Origin of the sequence: Erwinia sp. CGal63 (assembly GCF_037026505.1) — a bacterium.
Taxonomy (GTDB): domain Bacteria; phylum Pseudomonadota; class Gammaproteobacteria; order Enterobacterales; family Enterobacteriaceae; genus Erwinia.
Genome location: NZ_JAKUMN010000001.1, coordinates 445,659 through 467,943, shown reverse-complemented (window position 1 = coordinate 467,943; position 22,285 = coordinate 445,659). Strand labels below are relative to the sequence as shown.

Below are 22,285 nucleotides of genomic sequence, written 5' to 3'. Positions count from 1 at the left end.
AAGCGGCGCTGAGGGCGTCGTTACTCTCTTCCATGTAAAGCCGCGCGGTCAGCACGGCGCGACAGATGGCCATCGCGCGCCATTCTGGCGGCGCTGGCTTTGCGGCAGAAGTGAAGCACAGTTTTTCGGGGCTGGCTTTAGCCTCTTTCCCTGTTTGTGATCTGGTTAACCAAATAAGCTTATCTGGTTGACTTCATCCTTTTCGGGGGTAATTTTAGCGGTGATGATTGCCCTGGGAACGATAGTGGTTGACCAAAGCACTGGCGAACCGCATTTTCTGACGACAAACGGAGAGGTAAATATGAAACAAACCTGGCGCTGGTATGGCCCGGACGATCCCGTCACGCTGAGTGACGCCAGACAGGCTGGCGCGACCGGCATCGTGACCGCCCTGCACTCTATCGCCAACGGCGAGATCTGGCCCGTGGCGGAGATCGAAAAGCGTAAAGCGATGACAGAGGCCGCCGGGCTGGAATGGGCGGTAGTGGAAAGCGTGCCGGTACATGAAGAGATTAAAACCCGCAGCGGCCAGTGCGAAAAATGGATCGCCAACTATCAGCAAACCCTGCGCAATCTGGCGCATTGCGGTATCACCACCGTCTGCTACAACTTTATGCCGATCCTGGACTGGACGCGCACCGATCTGGCGTGGAGGCTGCCGGACGGCGCGCTGGCTCTGCGTTTCGATCAGGTCGAGTTCGCCGCTTTCGATCTCTGTATCCTGCAGCGGCCTGGTGCGGAAAACGACTATACGCCGTCGGAGATCGCGGCCGCCCGCCAGCGTTTTCAGACGATGAGCGAGGAGAGCAAAACCCGGCTGACGCGCAATATCATTGCCGGGCTGCCGGGCGCGGAAGAAGGCTATACGCTCGCGGCATTTCGCCAGCAGCTGGCGCGTTACCAGCATATCGACAGGGAGAAGCTGCGCGAGAATTTCGCCTGGTTTTTGCGGCAGGTAATTCCGGTAGCGGAAGAAGTCGGCGTGCGTATGGCTGTCCATCCGGACGATCCGCCGCGTCCGCTGTTGGGCCTGCCGCGCATCGTTTCCACCGCCGAAGACTGGCAGTGGATGGTGGAAACCGTCAGCAGCCCGGCCAACGGGTTTACCTTCTGCACCGGTTCTTTAGGCGTACGCGCCGATAACGATCTGGTAGCCATCTTCAAAAAGTTCGCGTCACGCGTCTACTTCGCGCACCTGCGCTCAACGCAGCGGGAAGAGAATCCGGCCAGTTTTCATGAGGCGCCCCATCTGGCGGGCGATGTGGATATGGTTGCGGTGATCCAGGCGATTGCGCAGGAAGAGCAGCGTCGTCGGCTCGCAGGCCGCGAAGATCCCATTCCTGTGCGTCCCGATCACGGTCACCAGATGCTGGACGATTTACAAAAGCGAACCAATCCGGGCTATTCGGCGATTGGCCGCCTGAAAGGCCTGGCGGAGATTCGCGGCGTGGAGTTCGCCGTGCGTCGCACCGGCTTTGGCTGAGCCGTTAACGCGTTGTCGCGATGTGATATCATACGGGCATTGTGCGACGATCGCTGCGGCCAGCAGAAAAGGACATTATGAAATCCGCCTCACCAGCCAGACCCTATCAGGAAGTCGGTGAAATGCTTCAGCGTTTTATCCGCGAACAGCGTTACGCCGCAGGCGACCGGCTGCCCGCCGAGCGCGAGCTGGCCGCGATGCTGCAGGTCAGCCGCACGCTGGTGCGCGAAGCGCTGATTATGCTGGAGCTGGAAGGCTGGATCGAGGTCAGGCGAGGCGCAGGCATTTTTGTGATGCAAAACGCGAAGGCGCCCGCTTCATCCCCGCACTGCAACGCCGCCGGGCCTTTTGAACTGCTGCAGGCGCGGCAGCTGCTGGAGAGCAATATCGCCGGCTTCGCCGCCCTGCAGGCCACGCCGGAAGATATTCTGAAAATGCGTCAGGCGCTGCAGCTGGAGGAGTGCGAGCTGGCTTCCGGCGCCGTTAACGACAGCGAGAACGGCGACCGCGAGTTTCATCTGGCTATCGCCCAGGCGACCCATAACAGCATGCTGGTCGAGCTGTTCAAACAATCCTGGCAGTGGCGAGAAAATAACGCGATGTGGCGCCAGCTGCATCGTCATCTGCGCGACAGCCATTACCGCAAGGCCTGGCTGGAAGATCATAAAAAAATTCTCGTGGCGCTGATCAAAAAGGATGCCGCCGCCGCCAGACGGGCGATGTGGCAGCATCTGGAAAACGTTAAGCAGCGACTGCTGGAGTTTTCCGATGTCGACGATCTGAATTTTGACGGCTACCTGTTTGCCTCCTGGCCGCTGGATGCCATCGACGACGAGCCAGCACGTTAACCCCCTTTTTCCGCCCGCGTTTTTGCCGTCCTGTCTGGCGGCGGCAACGCTATGGCTGAAACCGCAAAATGTTGTACAATCTTTAAATGCGTTGTACAACTTTATCACGCAGTCCCGCTGTTGTTCCGGGACAATTCAGCTACGCTTATTAAGGTTATTTCACCCCCGCCTGTCATTTGACAGGCCCTATGCCAGGAGTTGCCGATGGCACGCGAAAATTCCGGCTATCCACGCCGTAAGCCGGATGCCGATGATGGCAAAATTGTAAACTGGGCGCGCAACGCCACGCTGGCTGACAGCAGCGCCGTCAGCGCCCCGAAAACGGAAGAGGAGCTGTGCCGCCTGGTTGCCGCCAGCCGCGGTAAGATCCGCGTTATGGGCAGCCGCATGTCGCCGGGCCGGATGCTGAAAGTGGTCGCCGAAGGCGATACGCTGCTGGACTTAAGCCAGCTGCGCGGCCTTATTGCGATGGATGAGCAGAGCGCCACCTTCGCAGGCAGCACGCCGATGCACGAAATTTACGAGATCCTGACCGCTGCGGGCAAAATGCTGCCCTCTTCGCCCGGCGTAATCGCCGCGCAGACGCTGGCTGGCGCGCTGGCGACCGGCACGCACGGTCAGGGTTTGCAGCAAAGCACCATAGCGGATGAAGCCCTCAGTATTCGTATGGTGCTGGCCGACGGCAGCGTGGCCGATTTCGATCGCAGCCATCCTGACTTTCACGCCGTGCAGCTGGGTATGGGCGTGCTGGGCGTCGTTACCCGCGTGACGCTGCGCACCTGCGCCGCAAAAATTTATACCTGTCATAAAAACGCGGTCAGCGGCGACACGCTGGAGCAGGATATTTATGACTGGAACCAGAACTTTGTGCTGAGCAAAGCCTGGTGGTTTCCCAATGAAAACCAGGTGCATGTCTGGACGGCGCGCGAAGCGAACGGCGAAGAGATTGCGCAATATCGTGCCAATAACAGCGATCTGGTGAAGCAGGAAGAAACCAGCGACGCGATGAACGAAACCGTGGAGCAGACGCTGGAACATATGCGTAGCGACACCAAAATCGTTGACGAAAACGGCAAACCGTTCCGCACCGTTACGCGCTTTAAAGATTTCTCCGACGTGACCGGCGACGTTTATCAGGTCTTCTGCCGCGGTATCGCCACGCCGCAGATCAACGTGGAAATCGGCATTCCGCTGGCGCGCGCCGGCGAGATTATCCGGCAGATCAAAGCGTGGCACAGCGAAACCCAGCCGCATATGCACTATCCGATTATTTTGCGCTGCACCGGCCCATCCGAAAGCTGGCTCAGCCCCTCTTACGGCGCCGATACCTGCTTCTTCGGGTTTGTGGTCTATTACGCCGAAGACGGATCGCTTTCCGAAGAGGGCGTGAGCTTCCTGCAGGCGATTGAAAAAGTGCTGGCAGCGGAAGGCGGTCGGCCGCACTGGGGCAAATATTTTGATGAGTCGCTCTACCGCTGGCCAGAAATCTATCCGCAGTGGCAAGCGTTTCGCCAGGTGCGCGATACGCTCGACCCGCAGCGCAAGTTTGACAACGAGTTTACCGCTGAACTGTTTGACCAATAAGGAGAATGCCAATGAAGGCATGGGCGACCCTGCTGACGCAGCCGGGCTATCTGGTAGGCGTCAGAGCGCTGAACCGCTCGCTGCAGCGAAGCGGCAGCCGCTACCCGCTGGTGGTGATGGTAACAGCGAATATCGACGCGGAAAGTCGGCAGACGATGGAGAAAGAGGGCTGCCTGGTGCGCGAAGTGCAGCCGGTCAGTCCGGACAGCAGCCTGCAGCAGCACTACGCTAACGCCCGCTTTTCCGAGGTGTGGACCAAGCTGGCGGTCTGGCGACTGACCGAGTTTGAACGCATCGTCTTTCTGGATGCGGATATGCTGGTGGTGCAGAATATGGATGAGCTGTTCGGCATGGCGCTGGGGGAACAGGAGATTGCTGCCTGTCACGCCTGCCGCTGCAATCCCAATAAGATCCCGAGCTATCCCAAAAGCTGGACGCCGGAAAACTGCTTCTACAGCTACTGCCGTGGCGTGGAGCATACCCAGCAGCCGGACGAAGTGGATAACTACCTGAACGGCGGTTTTCTGGTGCTGAAGCCGGATCTCGCGGTCTATGAAGATATGCTGCAAAAGCTGGCGGAAGTGAAAGATCTGACGCGCTATCTGTTTGCCGAGCAGGATTTTCTCAACGACTACTATCACGATCGCTGGCAGCCGCTGCCCTATATCTATAACGCGCTGAAAACGCTGCCGTTCCAGCACAGCGCCATGTGGCATCTGCCGGAGGTGAAGAATATTCACTACATTATCGATAAGCCGTGGGAAAAACAGCCCGATCCGGCCGATCGCTACTATCAGCTGAATAAAATGTGGTGGGATATCGCAGGCTGATCCCGAGGCGCGTGACCAATAACCTTAAAGAGGCGCCCCTTTTTATTCCCTCAGCAGACCACGACGTTAGTAGTGTGCGGCAGCGCCATCATGCTGTCGCCGCAGGTAAAAATCAGGTCGATTGGTTGAGGGTAAGAGTGTACGCGCTCGCGCAGATAGTGCAGCACCGCTTTCGGCAGCTTTGGTGCCACGGCGCGCGGCTCGCGCAAATTCGGGCCGCTTAAGCGCAACGTCAGGCCGCCGCTCAGCGCCGGGACTTCGATAATAATGGTGGTGGGCGCGTCGCCAGGCGAAAAGGCTTCGATAGCCATATCGGAGGCGCTGTGCAGCAGCGCGACGGCAGCGTCGGCTCTGGCAGCGGTTCTGGCGCCGAAGCGCTGTAGTTTCTCCAGCATCGCCTCGTCGCCGAGCGAGCTGTCCAGCCAGAACGGCGTTTCCCTGTCCACCAGCGTCATCAGAATAGCCGTTGCCGCAGGCGAAGCGTTGCCCCATACCGGGATCTGCGGCAGCGCGACTCTGACGCCCGGTTCGCTTATCGCTTTCAGGATCAAACGGAAAGCGCGCTGCGAATCGGCGAAAGAGTGGCTGAAGCTGGCAATCAAAGTCATAAATTTTTCCTGTAGGGCAGCGGTCAAAAGCCGTTGATGCTGTTAAGCCTGGCAGAAAAAAATGACAGTGGCGTTAAATATGCATGGCGTTCCCATGAAAATGCGCTTTCAGGCATCCGGCGTCAGAAACAGCGCCCTCTCACGCTGCCTGCGCGGCAGCAGAATATTCAGATTTGCCCCGGCTCTTTTCCACAGCAGAAACGCCTCCGCTGCCGCCTGGTAATGACGCTTGTCCAGCTCTTTTTTTACGGTCGAGCTGGCGAAGGCGGCAACGCCGATATTGAAAATCAGACTGCACAGCGCGTCATACTGATTTTGCGTAAGCGGCACGCTGACATATCTGGCGATGGCGTTTTCTGCCGAGCGCAGATCCTGGCGCAGCAGCTCGCTGGATTTCTCAGCGGCGATCGTCATCCCTTTTTTTACCGGCACGCCATCAACGCTGCCCGTATGGCCTACGCCAATAGTTGGTATGCCGACCACGTCGAAATAGCCGGTGAGCCTCTCGCCCTCCTCTCTTTTGATAAACGCAATGCCGTTATCGCTGATTTGCATAATTCTTCCACTTGTCAGGTTAAAACAGATAACTTAAGGAAGTTCGACCAAAGGATATTGATACAAAGCAATATCCGGCCTGAAAAAACCTTACGTCAGTCAACTTAACAAATTGATTGTTATAAGAATTTTCCAGTTCGTGTACAGTACTGATTCCTGACAGGCTGGTAATAAAAAAGGCCAGATCCCTCTGGCCAAATTTTTGCTGAAAGCCGCGTTAATTAACGAGCTTCATACCACAGGGTTTCCGCCAGGCCTGGCGCCCAGTCAATGGCCCAGGCCGTATGGGACTGGATGCAAACCCAGTTTTTGCCATTATGGGAAACAATTTCACCCGCGGTGTAGGATCCGCCCTGTCTCCAGGCTGGATACTGACCGTTATCGTCATTGCCGCCGTTGTCATCACTGCTGTTAGCCAGCGTGGTGACAGTCAGCACGTTGCTCGGTACGGAAAGCAGATCCTGTGAATCCACAGCCGCAACAAAATAACGGTAGGTGGTTTCCGCGCGCAGGCCGCGATCGGTGTAGTTGAGCTGAGAAGCCGCAACGCGAGCGATTTCATCCCCTTCACGGTAAATGATGTAGCTGGCGATTGGGTTGCTGCCCTCAGAAGATCCCCACATCAGAGAAGCGCTGTCTGCGGTCACACTCATGCTGTGCAGACGCACTGGCGCGGTTGGTGGCGTGACTACGGTGCTGGAGCTTTTGGTGGTAACGATAACCGCCGCGCTCTGAGCAGATTCTTTACCGGTCGCGCTTACGGCGCTGATGGTGTAGCTGTAAGCGGTGTTTTCCATCAGGCCATTGTCGACAAAGCTCAGGCGAGAGCCGTTGAAGATCATGTTGCCGTTACGATAGAGACGATAAGAGACGCCTGCGGTTGCAGAAGCGTTCCACGCCAGCGCTACAGAGCTGGTGGTGACTTCAGTCGCGTGCAGGCTCGCTGGCGCCGCAGGAATGGTGTCGCCGTTGCCATTGTCATTGCCGTTGCCGACGAAATCCAGGTCTATAACCTGATAGAAAGCGTTGCCGGTATCCGCCACTTCCCAGACCGCCAGCAGCACATGGTAGCCGCTACGCTGTGGCAGCTGGATTTCGTGCGTGGTTGGGCCGGTAGGACGCAGCGTCGCGCCGTGGCTCCAGAATGGCTGTTCGGTAAACTCCGCTTTAAAGAACGGCGTGGATTCAAACTGCGCGCGGCTCAGCGGCAGGTTTGGATTCCAGTCTTCACGAGTAATGAAGTAGTTATAGCGACGAGTCGCGTGCGGCGCGGTATAGGTCCAGACGAACTTCATGATTTCGTTGGCGGTCACCGTGTGTTTTTTCCAGTGTGTGCCTGGCTCATCCAGGAAACGGCCGTCGCCCTGGTTGGCGCTGGCGATTTCGCCATCACGAGGCGGCAGAGCATTTGGCGAGTCGGTAGGCGCAACAGGATCGGTCAGGCCTGACTGAGTGGCCGGGAAGAATTTGCCGGCTTCACGCTGGTTCAGCTGACCGGCGTTCAGTTTACCTTCCTGCCATGCAAAGAAAGCGCGTGAAGCAGGCGTGGCGATATGGCCATGACGCAAAGCCGCGCCGAAAGTATTGGAGCTCATCGTTTTGTATCCCGTGGTGGTTTTAGCATCGAACGTCGGCTGCCACAGCGAAGTAGCGGCATCAGGCGTCCAGAAAAGGTTAGAGTCGTGCTGCATCACGCAGATGTAGTTCTGCGACTGCCAGCTAACGCGGGCGCCATCAAGATAACGAACGCCGGCGCGCCATTGTTCATACTGTGGCTGCGGCTCTGGGTCCGGCTGTGGCTGCGGCTCTGGGTCTGGCTGCGGTTGCGGCTCTGGATCTGGCTGCGGCTGCGGCTGCGGCGCAGGTTCCGGCACGACGCCGTCTCCGGCCAGGTAGCCGTAGTTACGGATAAATTCCCAGTTGTAAGGCACATTGTCTTTAGTGAAGCCAGCGTCCCAGTTTACGGACCAGGTCATCAGGCCAGCGATTGGCAGACCAGCAGCTTCCAGACGCGCCATCGCGTTTTTCAAATCCTGCGGATTAATGACATAGCCAGTCGCTGCCGCGTCGTTGTTGGTTGGCAGACCGATAATGAACTTCTCTGAAGGGATCTTCAGGAAGTTGCGCGTACCCGTAACCAGACTTTCGGTCAGGTAGTAGAGGAAATCCTCTTTCTGCGCGTCGTTGCTCTGGGAAACCCAGCTGCTGATTTCATCAACCCACACGCCGTCGCCGCCCTGGTTATAGTACTGAGGCGCGATGTAGTCGTAGTAACCTTCCAGACCGGTGATATAAGGGCTGTAGTGGCCGCCAACGGTCAGGTAAGGGAATTCCGGCGCCATGCTGATGATGAAGTTCCAGCCCTGCAGGCGATAATGATCTTTAACGATACGCAGCGCGGCAGGAATAACCGTCTGGTTGTCGGCGGCGGTGATCGCAGACTGCTCCAGGTCGATATCCAGACCGTCGAAGCCATATTTATCGGTCAGTTCGATGATCCGCGCGGCCAGCGCCTGTTCGTCGCCAGCGTGCATTTCGATATGCGCGTCAGCACCGCCCATAGAAATCAGCACTTTACGGCCCTGAGCCTGCACAAGTTCGATTTCACGACGAAACTCGGCGTCGGTGCCTTTATAAGGTTTGAAATCAGGAATGCGATCGCGGTCGTCGAGCACTTTCATAAAGGCGACGGCGATTACGTTGTACTGCACAGGGATTTCCGACAGCGTCATCTCGGTGAAGCGGCCCTGGCGGTAACCCTGAGCGCCGACCACTGGCCAGTTGTGCCAGAAGCCCATAACGATTTTATTTTGTCCGGAACGATTTCCGGAAAAGCGGGATACCGACATATTTTTAGAAGCTGGCATAAATTCTCCATATGCATCTGCCAGGATGCATGTTCTTATTACGTAGGTGTATTTTTATTAAGCAGCAAAATGGAATTTTTATTCTTGCTGCGTGACACCTATTTTATTCAGCCACTAAGAACACACAAACGCAATAATTGTTTTTACCTGACTAAAAATTGAAAACATGCTGATTTATAAGGATATAACCAAGAAATAATGAGCCAATAAACCAATTAAAAACACAGGATAAAAAAGACAATTCATTATATTTATCTCTCGTTTAGTTGAGTTATGAAGGAAATTATAAGAGAGCTATTTTTTAATAACGCAGTTAAAACCCTAAGGGTAAATATTATTTAAACCATGAGGAAACAGGAACAGAGCTAAGCCTGATGTTGAAACCGGCTTTTGTCGTTATAAAAAAAAGCCGGCCCCGTTCAGAGGCCGGCCGTCAGGCAACCGCGAATTAACCGTTAATCGGTTTTAGCTCGATAGCGTAAGCCTGACCGTTAACCATTACGCGCAGACACTCACGGGTAGCGCCGACTGACGCGGTGCTGACCACGCGACCACGCATAATGAGATCGTTGTTGTTGTTGTAGCCAAAACCCACCCGCTCGGAACCCTGCCAGTGCTGCATAAAAGTCGTATCCGCCTGAGCATCCAGCGCGGCGGCATCCGCAGCGGAAACCTGGGAATAGGCTTTAATAAAGCGGAAATGCACGCCGCGCGAGAAGCGATCGTGGCAGTTGGTGGTGATCAGCGCGATGCAGAAGCCGGTGTATTTCGCCAGCTTAACGAAGACTTCCGCCCGGCTGCCCGGCAAGGTTTTGACATGAACACGCGTGACCGGGCATGAACCTTCTGCCGCCCAGGAGGCGTTAAAGGTGCCGTTGACGTTCTGAATCGATATTTTCGCTTCGCCTTCCGGCGTGCGCGATGTGTGATCGATCTGGGTTTCCGGCATTGCGTTAAACTGGGACGAGCCGATAATGCGCATCTGCATCTGCGTCGTCCACTCCGGCATTTCAATATCGCCGACTTTAAACCAGGTTTCACGGTCGACGCGGTTATCCATACGATCCGGCGAGGTGATGTACTGGTAGTTCAGCGACCCTTCCACTTTCATACCGTGGTTTTCAATAAACAGCTGACCATCTTCATAGGCGGAGAGCCAGCGTTCGCCGCTGTCGGACATATCCAGACCTTCGCCGTTATGCACGTTGAGCATGGAGGAGATCAGACGCGTATAGTGGCACTTCAGCGGGTTTTTGTTTCCTTCCAGATTTAGCGCGTTGATGTTCCACTGGCCGTTAGAGAGATTGCCAGGGAATTCCGTGTGCTCAATCCAGCCGTTATGCAAAATACACTGGGTAGCGCGCTGCAGGTCGATCATCTCCGCTTTCACGCCATACTGGATATTAAAGTTGCTCAGCTCGATGGCGGTCAGATGATCCCAGGAGCCGGCGGCACGGTTTGACCAGCGGCCATAGATTACGGTGCCGGCGCAGCGGTTGGCGTACCACTGGTCGATTTTACAATCCAGCGTATCAAGCAGATCCAGCGAGCGTCCGCCCATATCCAGGAAGTGCATCCCGGTAACACGCAGATACTGGCCGCCCTGAATGATGTTTTTAAAGAAGCCTTTGGTTTTGGTGTTGTCCTGGCCATGAACGATAAAGCCGCTGATATAGGTCCAGCGCGCGTTAACGGTAAACATATATTCGCCGTTTTTCTGATCCGAATAGAGGCGAGTGCTCGGGAAGTAACCAAAGTTGACGTGCGCGCCGGAAAGGCGGAAACGGCTGACTTCCTGGCTGGAAACATCGAATTTCGAAATAAAGAAGTTGCCCGCCGGGAAGCGAATGCCGACATTTTCATGAATGCGGACGTTGGTCGCCCGATCGACGACGCGCGACCAGTGCCACATAAGGGTAACGGCTTCCAGGCAGTCTGTTTTGCCGTCAGGGATCGCGCCGAAATCGACCACGGTGACGCCGGCGTTATCGGTAATATAGCGTTTCCAGCGTACGCCGGCGCGAGTAACGATATTCAGACCCTGATCTTCTGGCGTGGTTTTGTCGTTAAGATCGCTGATAAAAAGGCCGCCGCCGTAGCCGGTGCCTGCAGCCCAGGAATGTACCATCACGATTTCGCCATGTGCGCCAGGCTCCAGCGCACGCAATTCTTCAATGGATTGCACCATAGCAAAGTTATTTTCATTGTTAGCCGCGCCAGGCGTATAAATAATCCTGTCGAAGTCAATACTTTTCCCGTTTTTATCGACTACGTTTAAGTTTCTGACCATTTCATTTAACTTCAACTGGTGCGTTGTTAAATTATCCTGGTTGTTGTCATCAAAATCACTCATTTAAAGCCTCTTAATTAAATTTATATTGTGCGATGGTTGCTATTTTTTAATACTATGCAAGCTTGCTTTTACAATTGATTAAATTTATGGTCAAAAAACACCAATCCCACGATATTTTCGACTATATTTATCAGGTCGCACAGGATAATTATTGTCTTAAGTTCGTACAATTTTAAAAAATGACGCAGACGCGTAAAAATTAGCATCTCCATGATTACAAAAATAAAATCGTCATTACTCTGTAAATCCCCCCCGTTCAGTGCTTTCGTAAGTATGCTATATTTTTCATAAATTTACGTGAAGTTAACAGTTGTTAAACGATCTGGAGGTTTTATGTTTCTGTCATCAAATCTTAAATGCTTTATTGTTCTGGCCAGAGAAAAATCACTTAAAAAGGCTTCGGAAATACTTTTTGTGACCTCCTCACCTATTTCTCGCCGAATAAAAATACTGGAAGATGAACTGGGCTTTAAATTATTTTCCCGCACCGACCATGATTTCACCCTGACTAAAAAAGGGCTTGAGCTGTATGAGAAAATAATGCCGCATTACGATAAGATGACTGAACTGGAAGACTATTTCTCACAGAAAAGAACCAATTTAAATATTCGCAGAGGATTAATGATAGGCGTGGAGAATCTCAACCCTTTCTTGTTTAACCTGCTGGTCAAAACCCGTAAAAAGACGGAAAGCGTCTCCTACTGCGCCTGCGATACCAAAACCTCGGTGGAATCGCTGCTTTCCGGCGAGATCCACGGCGTTATCTCTCATCGGGAGATCAGCCATAACGGTATTATGTCAATGAGCTTCTTTAGCGAATCGGCCTGCTATCTCTATTCCAAAACGCTGCCTGAGTATCAGCTCAGCGATTTGAAAAACATGCCCATTATTATTCCTACTAACGGCTTCCACGAGCACTACGTAAAAAATGCGCATACCCGTATTCTGACTATTTGCCCGACGGCTCAGGTAATCATCGTGGATGATATCCATAACTACATGTCTCTTATCGCCAACGGTGAAGCCGTAGGCTTAATCAGCGAATCGATGGTGGCGTTCTATAAGAACAAGATTACGAATTTCAGCGAGTTAAACCATCGCGTCGAGAAGCTTTTCCCGGAGCTGAAAACCTATATCTATTATCTGAAAGAGCGTGAGTTCTCTTTAAAATATGCGCTGGATACGGTGGAAGGCGCTCAGGTTAACGCTTAATTAAAGGGACAGGATGTCTCTCTTTTTTATCTGCGCTGGTTTATTGCCGAGCCACATTTCTGCTAAAGCTGTATGTCATCTGGCGAAATAGAGACGTTGAGCCAGATAAACCGCCTCCTTAATAAAATATTTTCTTAGCCGACGACCCGGAATTACCCTGTGCTTGCGCAGGCTATGCCCGACAACCGTTTTCGGCTGTCAGCATATAATCAGAGTTCAACGGTATGGCGGGAGAGCAGCGAACGTAGCGGCACGCTGCTTTTGATGATGGGAGATTTAATAACAATATAACTGAAGTATTTATCTATGCCGACTTTGGCGTCCAGCAAACTCTCTATCACTTCCTGGTAGTGTTCGATGCTGCGGGTAATAAAACGCAGTAAGTAGTCGTAGCCGCCGGTAATCAAATGGCACTCCATCAGCTCGTCCACTTCCCGGATGGCGTTTTCAAAGCGCATAAAATCTTCGCGCCGGTGTCCGGCCAATGTCACTTCGGTAAAGACCGTTACGGAATCGGTAATTTTAGGTAAATTAACATGCGCTTCATAGCCGGTAATAAAGCCCGCGGTTTCCAGCCGTTTAACCCGCTGTAGACAAGGGCTAGGCGAGAGCCCGACGGCGTCGGCAAGGTTTACGTTGCTGATGCGGCCATCCTTTTGTAGCTGCACCAGGATATTGATATCAATGCGGTCCAGTTTCATTAAGCCGTTCATAACACCCTCATTGTTACCAGTTTGTCATAAGATGGGTATAACACGCTTCACACTGAGCACGCCAGCGTTTTACCGTGCTATACCGCCTTAATACGCCAGTAATATCAATGAGAAACGCGCTCAGTCCAGCCTGCCGGTGGCGCGGGCCAGCGCGATGTCGAAGATATGCAGCGCCTCTTCCAGCTGCGAATCGCTGGTCACCAGCGGCGCCAGAAAGCGCACGGTGTTGCGCTGCACGCCGCACTTGATCAGCAACAGCCCTTCCTGACAGGCGGCGTCGAGGATCTTCTGCGTCAGCGCCGCGTCCGGCTTGCCGGTATCGATATCGATGATTTCCGCCGCCTGCATCAGACCAACGCCGCGCACATCGCCGATACAGGCGTATTTTTCCGCCAGCTGCTTCAGCCGCGCGTTGAGCTGTGCGCCAAGCTGGTTAGCCCGCGCCAGTAACGGCTCCTGTTCAAAGAGATCCAGCACCGCCAGCGCGGCGGCGCAGGCCAGCGCGTTGCCGCCGTAGGTGCCGCCCAGCCCGCCGGGCAGCGGTGCATCCATGACCTCGGCACGCCCCACTACGCCTGAGATCGGCAGGCCACCGCCGAGGCTTTTCGCCACGGTGATCATATCCGGCTGCACGCCGCTGTGCTGGAAGCCGAACATGGTGCCGGTGCGGCCAAAGCCGGTCTGTACTTCATCGCAGATCAGCAGAATGCCGTGCCGCTGCGTAATATCGCGCAGCGCCCGCATAAAGGCGGGAGAAGCCGGCAGAAAACCCCCGTCGCCCTGTACCGGTTCGATAATGATCGCGGCGACGCGCTCCGGCAGGATCTGTACTGCGAACAGCGTATTCAGCGCCTGCAGGCAATCCTCTTCGCTGACATCGTGAAAAGCGTTGGGAAAAGGCACGCGGTAGACTTCGCCCGCAAAAGGCCCGAAGTTTTGTTTGTAGGGCTGGCTCATGCCGGTCAGCGTACAGCCTAGCAGCGTGCGGCCGTGAAACGCGCCGTCAAAGGCGATAATGCCGGCGCGGTTGGTGTAAGCACGCGCGATTTTTACCGCGTTTTCTACCGCTTCCGCGCCGCTGGTGAAAAAGACGCTTTTATGGCGCTCGCCCTTGCCCACCAGCTGGTTCAGCCTTTCGGCCAGTTCGATATAGCCCGGATAAGCGGCGACCTGGAAACAGGCGTGCGTCAGCTGCTGCAGCTGTTGCGTAACGGCCTGCACCACTGCCGGATGATTATGGCCGACGTTAAGCACGCCGATACCCGCCACGAAATCCAGATAGCGGTTGCCCTCCACATCCCATACTTCCGCGCCTTTCCCTTTGGCGATGGTCAGGGGATGCGCCGTCGCCACGCCGCGCGATACCTGCGCTTCGCGGGCATCCAGAAACAGGGCGTTGTCGGTAAATGTCTGCTCTTCAACCAGTAAACTTTGCATCTCTGTTCCTCATTGCATGAAATAAAGTAGCGCCGCTGCCGTATAAACCTTAACGACGGCATCAGCTGTCGACAGCCAGGCTAGCTTTTTAGCGGCAGCGCCGCGCGAACGACTTCGCAAAACCAACTGACGCCGTAGGGGATCAGCGCGTCGTTGAAGTCATAGGCAGGATGATGCAGCGGACGGCTCTCCGCCGCTCCCAGCCACAGATAGGCGCCGGGTACGGCCTGCAGCATAAAAGAGAAATCTTCCGAGGTAAGCGCGGGCTTTACTGCCAGCGAGGCGTTCAGTCCGGCGTTTTGCGCGGCGCAAAGCGCCAGTTCCGCTTCCGCCGCGCTGTTGATGGTGGCGGGATAGTAGCGTTTGTAGCGGATCTCCGCCGTCAGGCCGTGTGCCGCCGTCACGTGCAGAGCCATTTCACGCAGGCGTTTCTCAATCACGTCCTGTATTCGGGGATGGAAGGTGCGTACGGTGCCGGTGATAGCGGCTTCGGCCGGGATCATATTGTGCGAAGCGCCGCCCTGAACACGCGTTACCGTGAGCAGCGCCGCTTCACAGGGATCGACAGCGCGCGCCACTATGGTATTAAGCTGCACCACCAGCTCGCTGGTCGCCAGCAGCGTATCGGGGCTGAGGTGCGGCTGAGCGGCATGACCGCCGCCGCCTTTGACCGTGATATCGAAGCGGTCGGCGGCTGCCATAATAGCGCCCGGTCGCGTTTGCGCGCTGCCCAGCGGCAGCTCCGGCCAGTTATGGACGGCGTAAACGGCGTCGCAGGGAAAGCGCTGCAGCAGGCCGTCGTCAAGCATCGCCTGCGCGCCCGCCAGCCCCTCTTCCGCTGGCTGAAAGATAAAAACCACGGTGCCGTCGAAATTTTCCGCCCGTGCCAGCGCCTGCGCTGCGCCAAGCAGCATCACGATATGGCCATCGTGACCGCACGCGTGGCTGCATCCCGCCTGCTGGCTTCTCCACGGCTGCTCGCCCGCGTCGTCCATCGGCAAGGCGTCCATATCGGCCCGCAGGCCGATAGTTTTGCCGCTGCCGCCGCGCCGTAAAACGCCGACCACGCCGGTTTTGCCAATGCCGCGATGCACTTCAATATCCAGCGCGGCCAGAAAGTCCGCGACAATAGCCGCCGTACGATGCTCGGCGAAGCCCAGCTCAGGGTGCGTATGCAGATCCCGCCGCAGCGCGATTAAGTCGTTCATCAGTAGCCTCGCTCTCGCTCCACCAGCCCGTGCATCGGTTCGCCGCGTTCAAAACGGCGGATATTTTCCAGCAGCGCCGTCAGCGCGCTTTCCGGCTGCGCCTGGCTGGCGATATGCGGCGTCAGCCAGATCGCGGGATGACGCCAGAAAGCATGATCGGCGGGCAGCGGCTCCGGCGAGGTGACATCGACCACGGCCGCAGCAAGCTGCCCGCTTTCCAGCGCGTTCAGCAGATGCTGATGATTAAGCTGTTTGCCGCGTCCTGCGTGAACCAGCGACGCGCCCGGCGGCAGCTGGCTGAAGAGATCGGCGTTGAGAATGTTTTCGGTGGCGGCGGTAAGCGGCAGCAGGCAGATCAGGATATCGCTGCGCGCCAGAAAAGCGCCCAGCTGCGCTTCGCCGACAAAGCTCGCCACGCCGGGAATATTTTTTGGCGTGCGGCTCCAGCCCGCGCAGTCAAAGCCCAGCTGGAGCAAGGGTTGCAGCACCGCTTCGCCCAGCTTGCCGACGCCCATTACACCGACCCGACGCCTGGCGGCAGGCAATGAGGCGTGCGCCAGCCAGTTCTTTTCGCGCTGCTGCTGAAAATAGCGCGGCATCTCGCGATGCAGCCCCAGCACGGCGAAGGTGACATATTCCACCATGCCGCTGGTGAGGCCGGGTTCAATCATGCGCACGACCGGCAGCTCGGGCGGCAAGGCGGCATAGTCAAACTGCTCCGCGCCCGCGCCTACGGAGAAAAGCACCTTAAGCGCGGTAAAGTCGCTGAGGTTTTCCGGCGGCTGCCAGGCGACCAGATAGTCGATTTTCGTCGGATCGCCCACATCGGGCCACTGGCGAAAGGTCGCTTCCGGCAGCAGCGTTTTCAGCCGCTCCGCCCAGAGGCGTCCGCGCTCCGGCTCCGACTTATAGAGAATATTCATGCCATCGCCTGGCTCATCAGCCCAAACGCCCGTATGCCCTGCGGCTGCCAGGTTGCGCCTTTATACATGGTGACGGGCGCGTCGACCTGCACCATGCCCAGCGTCGTTAGCCAGTCGCCCAGGCCAGACTCGCTGTCGGTGTCGATGCGCACAAACTCGCCTTCCAGCCCGGAAAGCAGTTCGCTGACCAGCACCTGCGCCTGCGGCAAATCACGGCAGACGATCGGGCCGATGGCGAAGCCGTGGCCAAAGCGGCGCAGAGCAGCAAAACCGGCCACCTCGCCGCGCTCTTCCAGTACCAGAAAACGCTCGGCGCTGTCGTAAAGGCTGGCGATAAGCTCAGGTCGACGCAGGCCGTGCGCGCGGCTCTCCAGCGCGCTCAGTTCCTCCAGTTCTTCGTGCCGCGCCAGCCGCAGCCTTTGCGAGGCCAGCGGCGCGATACGTTCTCCCGGCGTCAGCTCGCGGCTCTGGTGCTGCACAACGCAGCCGGTAGCGACAAAACCGAGCTTCTCATACAGCCCTTTGCCCATTTCAGTGGCGTGCAGCCGCAGCTGATGCCCTGCCAGTTCGGCAATCGCCGTCTGCATTAACTGTTTGCCGAGGCCTTTACCGCGAGCCTCGTCGGCGACGATCACCAGCCCCAGCGTGGCGTAGTCGCCCCAGCGCCAGAAAAGCGTGGTGCCCAGCAGCTTGCCGTTATCTACCGCCGCCACGCCTTCGCCCAGCGCCAGCGCCTGGCGCCAGTCTTCGCGGCGGTGCGGCCACTTCAGCCGCTGCGTCAATTCGTAAGCGGCCTCCAGGTGCCGCTCGTCCATCCTGATAATGTCCATGTTCTTCTCCTTTACATCATGCCTGGCTGCTGAAGTCCGCTGCCGTCCACCAGCCTCGCGTAGCGGAACGGCGTCGGGTCGACCACCGGCGTGGAATCGGTCGCCAGATCGGCGGCCAGCCGTCCCGCGCCCGGCCCGATGCCGAAGCCGTGCGCGCTGTAGCCTGCCGACAGGATCAGGCCGGGAAGTTTCTCTACGTGCGAGATCACCGGCACCGCGTCCGGCGTGTTGTCAATCATGCCGCCCCAGGCCTGCTCGACGCGCAGCCCGGCCAGCGCCGGATACTCTTTGCGCATCGCATTCAGCCCTTCCTGCACCAGCGCCATATCGGCCGCGGGATCGAGGATGCGGATTTGTTCAAACGGCGAGCGGTGGTCGAACTGCCAGCGCGCCAGCGCCTCCGGCCCTTTCATAAAGGGATCCAGCCCCAGCTCCAGCTTCAGGTTTTTACGTCGCGCTTTGAAGGTAGGCCAGAACTGCCGCGCGTAGCGCAGCCCCTGCGCGCCCGGAGCGAGACGGCCACGGCCGGAAACGGAAACGGTGTAGCTGCCGTCCAGCTGCGGGCGACAGGCGAAGCCCGGCGTGTAGAGCGGCATGGCGATCGCCTGCTCGATCGGCGCGGTGCGAAAAGCGGTGCCGATAACGTTGCCCAGCGGCAGCTCAATACCGTGACGACGGCAGAACATAGAGGTCCAGGCGCCGCCCGCGCAGATCACGCGCTGGGTTTTGATCGTTCCTCTTTCGGTAATAACGCCGCTGACCTTCCCCGCAGAGATATCCAGCCCGCGCACGGCGCACTGCTGGAAGACGCTTGCGCCCAGCCGCTGCGCCGCGATCGCCAGTCCGGCCGACGCCATCGCCGGTTCCGCATGGCCGTCCGTAGGCGACGAGACGCCGCCCAGCCAGCGGCTGGTGCTGCCCGGCGTCATGGTTTTTGCCCGTTCGGCGCTCAGAATGTCGCTGCGCACGCCGTAGTTTTTCGCCATCGCGCCCCAGCTTTCCCAGGCGTCGATATCGCTCTGGTTGCCGGTGGCGTAGACCAGACCGGAGCGGCGAAAGCCCAGCTCCTCGCCGGTTTCCTGCGCCAGCTCGCCCCAGCGCCGCAGCGCGTAGATGATCAGCGGCAGCTCGCGTTCGTCGCGGTTCTGCTGGCGGCACCAGCCCCAGTTGCGGCTGGACTGCTCGCCGCCGACCAGCCCTTTTTCGATCAGCGCCACGCTGACCCCTTTTCTCGCCAGTTCGTAAGCCGCGCTCGTGCCGGCAATGCCGGCGCCGATCACCACCACATCGACCGACTCGGGGAAATATCGGCTATCCTGTACGTACCGTATCAGTGCGGGCATAGTTAACCTCTTAATGGTGTCAGTCGCGCCGCTACAGCGCGATATCGTTATGTTCGTCAAGCCAGCCCTGACGCAGCTCCGGCACTGCCCGCTTCAGCCGCTCGTAATAGAGCTCGCTGGAAGGTTTATCGTAGTCGGCGCGCGCCACCTGAGTCACCATCCGGCCGTTTTTCACCACCATGATTTCGTCGCAGACCGAGCGCACGGCGTGCAGATCGTGGCTGATAAATATCACCGACAGCCCCAGCTCGCGGCGCAGATCGGTGATCAGATCCAGCACCGCCGCCGCCACCACCGTATCCAGCGCGGAGGTTACCTCGTCGCAGAGGATCAGATCGGGTTCCGCCGCCAGCGCCCGCGCCAGGTTGACGCGCTGCTTCTGGCCGCCGGAAAGCGCCCACGGACGTCGGTTGAGCACGCTGGTCGGCAGCCTGACCAGATCCAGCAGCTGCGCGACGCGCTGATTCAACGCCGCGCCGCGCAGGTCGTGGAACAGCTTCAGCGGCCGCGCCAGCAGGGTTTCCACGCTGTGCGCCGGATTGAGCGCGGTATCCGCCATCTGGAACACGTACTGAATACGCCGCAGCTCGTTGGCCGAACGCTGCCGCATTTCGCCCGCGATATAGTGGCCATTGAACAGAATATGACCGCCGCACGGCTTGTTCATACCGGCGATAGCGTGCGCCAGCGTGGTTTTGCCGGAGCCGGACTCGCCGATAATGCCCATCGCCTGGCCGCGATAAAGACGCAGGCTGATATCGTGCAGGATAGGGATGGCAGGCTGGCCATGCCTGTCGAGCGGGCCGTAGCCGGCAAAGAGATCGCGCACTTCCAGCATCGGCTGCAGCGCGGCCTCTTCCGGCCGCCACGGGCTGGGCCGCACCTTCTGCTTCGCCGCTTCCAGCAGCAGATGGCTGTACTCCGCCTGCGGCGCGCGCAGCAGATCCTCGGTAGTGCCGTACTCGGCGATAGCGCCCTTCAGCAGCACCAGAATGCGGTCGGCCATCTGCGCCACCACGGCCAGATCGTGACTGACGTAAATAGCGGTCATGCCGCGCTGGCGCACTACGCGGCGGAAGGTTTTCAGCACTTCAACCTGCGTGGTGACGTCCAGCGCGGTGGTCGGCTCGTCCAGAATCACCACTTCCGGGTCGCTAATCAGCGCCATTGCGGTCATCAGGCGCTGTAGCTGGCCGCCGGAAACCTGGTGCGGATAGCGCTGGCCGATGGTTTCCGGTTCTGGCAGCGCCAGCTCGCGGAACAGCGCCACCGCTTTTTTCTCCGCCTCGGCGCGGCTCATTACTTTGTGGATCACCACCGGCTCTACCACCTGATCGATAATCTTCATCGCCGGGTTAAAAGAGGCGGCGGCGCTCTGCGCAATATAGGCGACCTTGTTGCCGCGAAACTGCCGCAGCTGCGCGGGCGTTTGCGCAGTGACGTCGGTGCCGGCGACGTGAATCGTTCCCTGGGCGATATGGCAACCGTGCCGCGCATAGCCCATTAGCGCCAGCGCAATAGTGGTTTTACCGGAGCCGGATTCGCCGATCAGCGCCAGCACTTCCCCTTTTTGCACGGTGAAGCGGATATCGTCCACCAGCGGAATTTCCCGGCCATCTTCGGCGTGCGCGATGACGCGCAGGTTTTCTACCGCCACCATCGGACGAGCTTTATGTGGTGTTACCGTCATGCAACCCCCTTAGCCGGCGCGAGCGGACGCATCGCCTGCAGGCTGTCGATAAACAGGTTGGCGCCGATGGTCAGGCTGGCGATAGCCAGCGCGGGCATCAGCACCGCCGGAGAGCCGTCGAACAGTCCCTGCAGATTTTCGCGCACCAGCGTGCCCCAGTCGGCGTACGGCGGCTGCACGCCCAGCCCCAGAAAACTCAGGCCGCTGAGCAGCAGCACGATATAGACAAAGCGCAGCCCGAAATCGGTGAGCATGGGATGCAGCATATTGGGCAGAATGTCGTGGATAGCGATATAGAAGCGGCTTTCGCCGCGCAGCCTGGAGGCGCGCACGTAGTCCATCGAGCGCAGGCTGGAAGCCATCGCCCAGGCGATGCGAAACGCGCCCGGCCAGTAGGTGAAGACGGCGGTGACCACCAGCATCGGCAGCGAGGAACCGAACACCGCCACCATCATCAGCGCCAGAATTTTGCCGGGCAGCACCAGCATGGCGTCGTTGAGGCGGCCGAGAATTTCCTCCAGCCAGCGTCCCGCGACCGCCGCCAGCAGCGCCAGCAGCGTGCCGGTCAGGCTGGCGAGCAGCGCCGCGCCCAGCGCCAGGCCGATCGAGTAGCGCGCGCCGTACAGAATGCGGCTGACCATATCGCGGCCCAGATAGTCGGTACCGAACCAGAAAGCCTTGCTGAAGCCGCCGAACATCGGGCCGACGCCGATATCCTCAAGTTTGTAAGGCGTCAGCCACGGGCCGAAAATCGCCAGCGCGATCCAGACCAGGGTAATCAGCAGACCGGTTTTGCCACTGGCGGTCAGCGACAGAAAAAAGCGCAAAGGCAGCGTGAGCAGGTTCATCAGCCTCTCCATTTTGGATTGAACGCGATGGTGAGAATATCCGCCAGCAACAGCAGCAGCAGATAACAGCCCGCAAACAACATCACGCAGAGCTGAACAACCGGCAGATCGCGATTGCTGACCGCGTCGACCAGTTGGCTGGCGAGGCCCGGATAGCTGAAGATGCTTTCGATAATGATCACGCCGCCGAACAGGTAAGAGAGGCTGAGCGAGATGGCGTTGGCGATCGGCCCCACCGCATTGGGCAGCGCGTGACGCAGGACGGCGCGCAGCGGCGAAACGCCCTTCAGCAGCGTCATCTCCAGATAGGGGCTCTCCATCTGATTGATCAGCGCCGAGCGGGTCATGCGCGCCATCTGCGCCACCAGCACGCAGCAGAGCGTCAGCACCGGCAGCGCGTAGGTTTTCAAATAGCTGACGAAATCGAGCGCTGGCGTGCCTAATGACATTGCAGGCACCCAGTGCAGCTTGACGGCGAAGATAATCACCGCGAGCGTCGCCACCAGAAATTCCGGCACCGCCACCACCGCCATCGTGCCCAGCATCAGGGCGCGATCGAACCGCGAGCCGCGCTTCATGGCGGCCGCCAGGCCAATCAGCAGCGCCAGCGGCACCGACACCAGCGTGGCGATGGCCGCCAGCTCAAAGGTGGCGGGCATACGCTGCGCTACCAGCTGCGACACCGGCAGATGGCTGGCGAACGAGGTGCCGAAATCGCCGTGCAGCATACCGCCCAGCCAGTGCAGATAGCGCAGCATCAGCGGCTGATCCAGACCCAGCTGCTGGCGTAACGCCGCCACGGTTTCCGGCGTGGCGCTTTGGCCCAGCACCATTTGCGCCGCGTCGCCCGGCAGCTGGCTGGTGACAAAAAAGACCACGGCGGAGACGATCAGCAGCGTCAGCAGGCCCGAGCCGCAGCGGCGCGCGATAAGAAAAAGCAGATAGCGGTTCAT

Annotated in this window: 18 protein-coding genes and 1 pseudogene; 5 read left to right on the top strand and 14 right to left on the bottom strand. The window is 58.0% G+C overall.

Annotated elements, in window-relative coordinates:
- Nucleotides 1-301: 301 nt before the first annotated feature.
- From uxuA to MKZ79_RS01890, 4 genes are all read left to right on the top strand, one after another.
- Complete coding sequence (gene uxuA / locus MKZ79_RS01905) at nt 302-1,483, top strand: mannonate dehydratase (protein ID WP_336139695.1); 1,182 nt, start codon at nt 302-304, stop codon at nt 1,481-1,483.
- A gap of 77 nt (nt 1,484-1,560) precedes the next feature.
- The gene (locus tag MKZ79_RS01900) at nt 1,561-2,331 is read left to right on the top strand and encodes an FCD domain-containing protein (protein WP_336139694.1); all 771 of its coding nucleotides are present in this window, start codon (nt 1,561-1,563) and stop codon (nt 2,329-2,331) included.
- A gap of 204 nt (nt 2,332-2,535) precedes the next feature.
- Entirely contained in the window at nt 2,536-3,915 is a 1,380-nt protein-coding gene (locus MKZ79_RS01895; RefSeq protein WP_336139692.1) for a D-arabinono-1,4-lactone oxidase, read from the top strand.
- Between the two features lie 11 nt (nt 3,916-3,926).
- Nucleotides 3,927-4,745 carry a glycosyltransferase family 8 protein gene (locus MKZ79_RS01890; protein ID WP_336139688.1) on the top strand — a complete coding sequence of 273 codons (819 nt, stop codon included), beginning with the start codon at nt 3,927-3,929 and terminating at the stop codon, nt 4,743-4,745.
- Nucleotides 4,746-4,795: 50 nt separating this feature from the next.
- Here the strand turns inward: MKZ79_RS01890 and phnH are convergent, their stop codons facing one another.
- From phnH to MKZ79_RS01870, 5 genes and pseudogenes are all read right to left on the bottom strand, one after another.
- Nucleotides 4,796-5,353 carry a phosphonate C-P lyase system protein PhnH gene (gene phnH, locus MKZ79_RS01885; protein ID WP_336139686.1) on the bottom strand — a complete coding sequence of 186 codons (558 nt, stop codon included), beginning with the start codon at nt 5,351-5,353 and terminating at the stop codon, nt 4,796-4,798.
- A gap of 108 nt (nt 5,354-5,461) precedes the next feature.
- The gene (locus MKZ79_RS01880) at nt 5,462-5,908 is read right to left on the bottom strand and encodes a lysozyme (RefSeq protein WP_336139685.1); all 447 of its coding nucleotides are present in this window, start codon (nt 5,906-5,908) and stop codon (nt 5,462-5,464) included.
- 221 nt (nt 5,909-6,129) lie between these two features.
- Nucleotides 6,130-7,503, bottom strand: a complete 1,374-nt coding sequence (locus MKZ79_RS21220) for a lytic polysaccharide monooxygenase (protein ID WP_442897134.1) — start codon at nt 7,501-7,503, stop codon at nt 6,130-6,132.
- 39 nt (nt 7,504-7,542) lie between these two features.
- Nucleotides 7,543-8,775: pseudogene (locus MKZ79_RS21215) on the bottom strand (glycosyl hydrolase family 18 protein); the annotation flags it as partial.
- 448 nt (nt 8,776-9,223) lie between these two features.
- A complete protein-coding gene (locus MKZ79_RS01870) occupies nt 9,224-11,128 on the bottom strand; it encodes a hypothetical protein (RefSeq protein WP_336139681.1) in 1,905 nt (634 codons plus the stop codon).
- A 333-nt stretch (nt 11,129-11,461) separates the two neighbouring features.
- Between MKZ79_RS01870 and MKZ79_RS01865 the strand changes: the two genes are divergently transcribed.
- Nucleotides 11,462-12,340: a LysR family transcriptional regulator gene (locus MKZ79_RS01865; RefSeq protein WP_336139679.1), complete on the top strand. Its 879-nt coding sequence runs from the start codon at nt 11,462-11,464 to the stop codon at nt 12,338-12,340.
- Nucleotides 12,341-12,549: 209 nt separating this feature from the next.
- Here MKZ79_RS01865 and MKZ79_RS01860 read toward each other — a convergent pair whose 3' ends face one another.
- The 9 genes from MKZ79_RS01860 to MKZ79_RS01820 all read right to left on the bottom strand — a co-directional run bounded on the left by MKZ79_RS01860 (nt 12,550) and on the right by MKZ79_RS01820 (nt 22,285).
- On the bottom strand, nt 12,550-13,053 hold the full coding sequence (locus MKZ79_RS01860; RefSeq protein WP_336139677.1) for an Lrp/AsnC family transcriptional regulator: 504 nt from the start codon (nt 13,051-13,053) through the stop codon (nt 12,550-12,552).
- Between the two features lie 120 nt (nt 13,054-13,173).
- Entirely contained in the window at nt 13,174-14,490 is a 1,317-nt protein-coding gene (gene gabT, locus MKZ79_RS01855) for a 4-aminobutyrate--2-oxoglutarate transaminase (protein WP_336139676.1), read from the bottom strand.
- 80 nt (nt 14,491-14,570) lie between these two features.
- Nucleotides 14,571-15,698, bottom strand: a complete 1,128-nt coding sequence (locus MKZ79_RS01850; protein ID WP_336139675.1) for a M20 aminoacylase family protein — start codon at nt 15,696-15,698, stop codon at nt 14,571-14,573.
- Nucleotides 15,698-16,621 carry a 2-hydroxyacid dehydrogenase gene (locus MKZ79_RS01845; RefSeq protein ID WP_336139673.1) on the bottom strand — a complete coding sequence of 308 codons (924 nt, stop codon included), beginning with the start codon at nt 16,619-16,621 and terminating at the stop codon, nt 15,698-15,700. Before MKZ79_RS01845 ends, MKZ79_RS01850 begins: the two co-directional genes overlap by 1 nt.
- Nucleotides 16,618-17,451 carry a GNAT family N-acetyltransferase gene (locus MKZ79_RS01840; protein ID WP_336139671.1) on the bottom strand — a complete coding sequence of 278 codons (834 nt, stop codon included), beginning with the start codon at nt 17,449-17,451 and terminating at the stop codon, nt 16,618-16,620. Before MKZ79_RS01840 ends, MKZ79_RS01845 begins: the two co-directional genes overlap by 4 nt.
- A gap of 11 nt (nt 17,452-17,462) precedes the next feature.
- Nucleotides 17,463-18,794 carry an NAD(P)/FAD-dependent oxidoreductase gene (locus tag MKZ79_RS01835; RefSeq protein ID WP_336139670.1) on the bottom strand — a complete coding sequence of 444 codons (1,332 nt, stop codon included), beginning with the start codon at nt 18,792-18,794 and terminating at the stop codon, nt 17,463-17,465.
- Nucleotides 18,795-18,825: 31 nt separating this feature from the next.
- Complete coding sequence (locus tag MKZ79_RS01830; RefSeq protein ID WP_336139668.1) at nt 18,826-20,484, bottom strand: ABC transporter ATP-binding protein; 1,659 nt, start codon at nt 20,482-20,484, stop codon at nt 18,826-18,828.
- Nucleotides 20,481-21,332, bottom strand: a complete 852-nt coding sequence (locus tag MKZ79_RS01825; RefSeq protein ID WP_336139667.1) for an ABC transporter permease — start codon at nt 21,330-21,332, stop codon at nt 20,481-20,483. Before MKZ79_RS01825 ends, MKZ79_RS01830 begins: the two co-directional genes overlap by 4 nt.
- Nucleotides 21,332-22,285 carry an ABC transporter permease gene (locus tag MKZ79_RS01820; protein ID WP_336139666.1) on the bottom strand — a complete coding sequence of 318 codons (954 nt, stop codon included), beginning with the start codon at nt 22,283-22,285 and terminating at the stop codon, nt 21,332-21,334. The genes MKZ79_RS01825 and MKZ79_RS01820 overlap by 1 nt, the downstream gene beginning before the upstream one ends.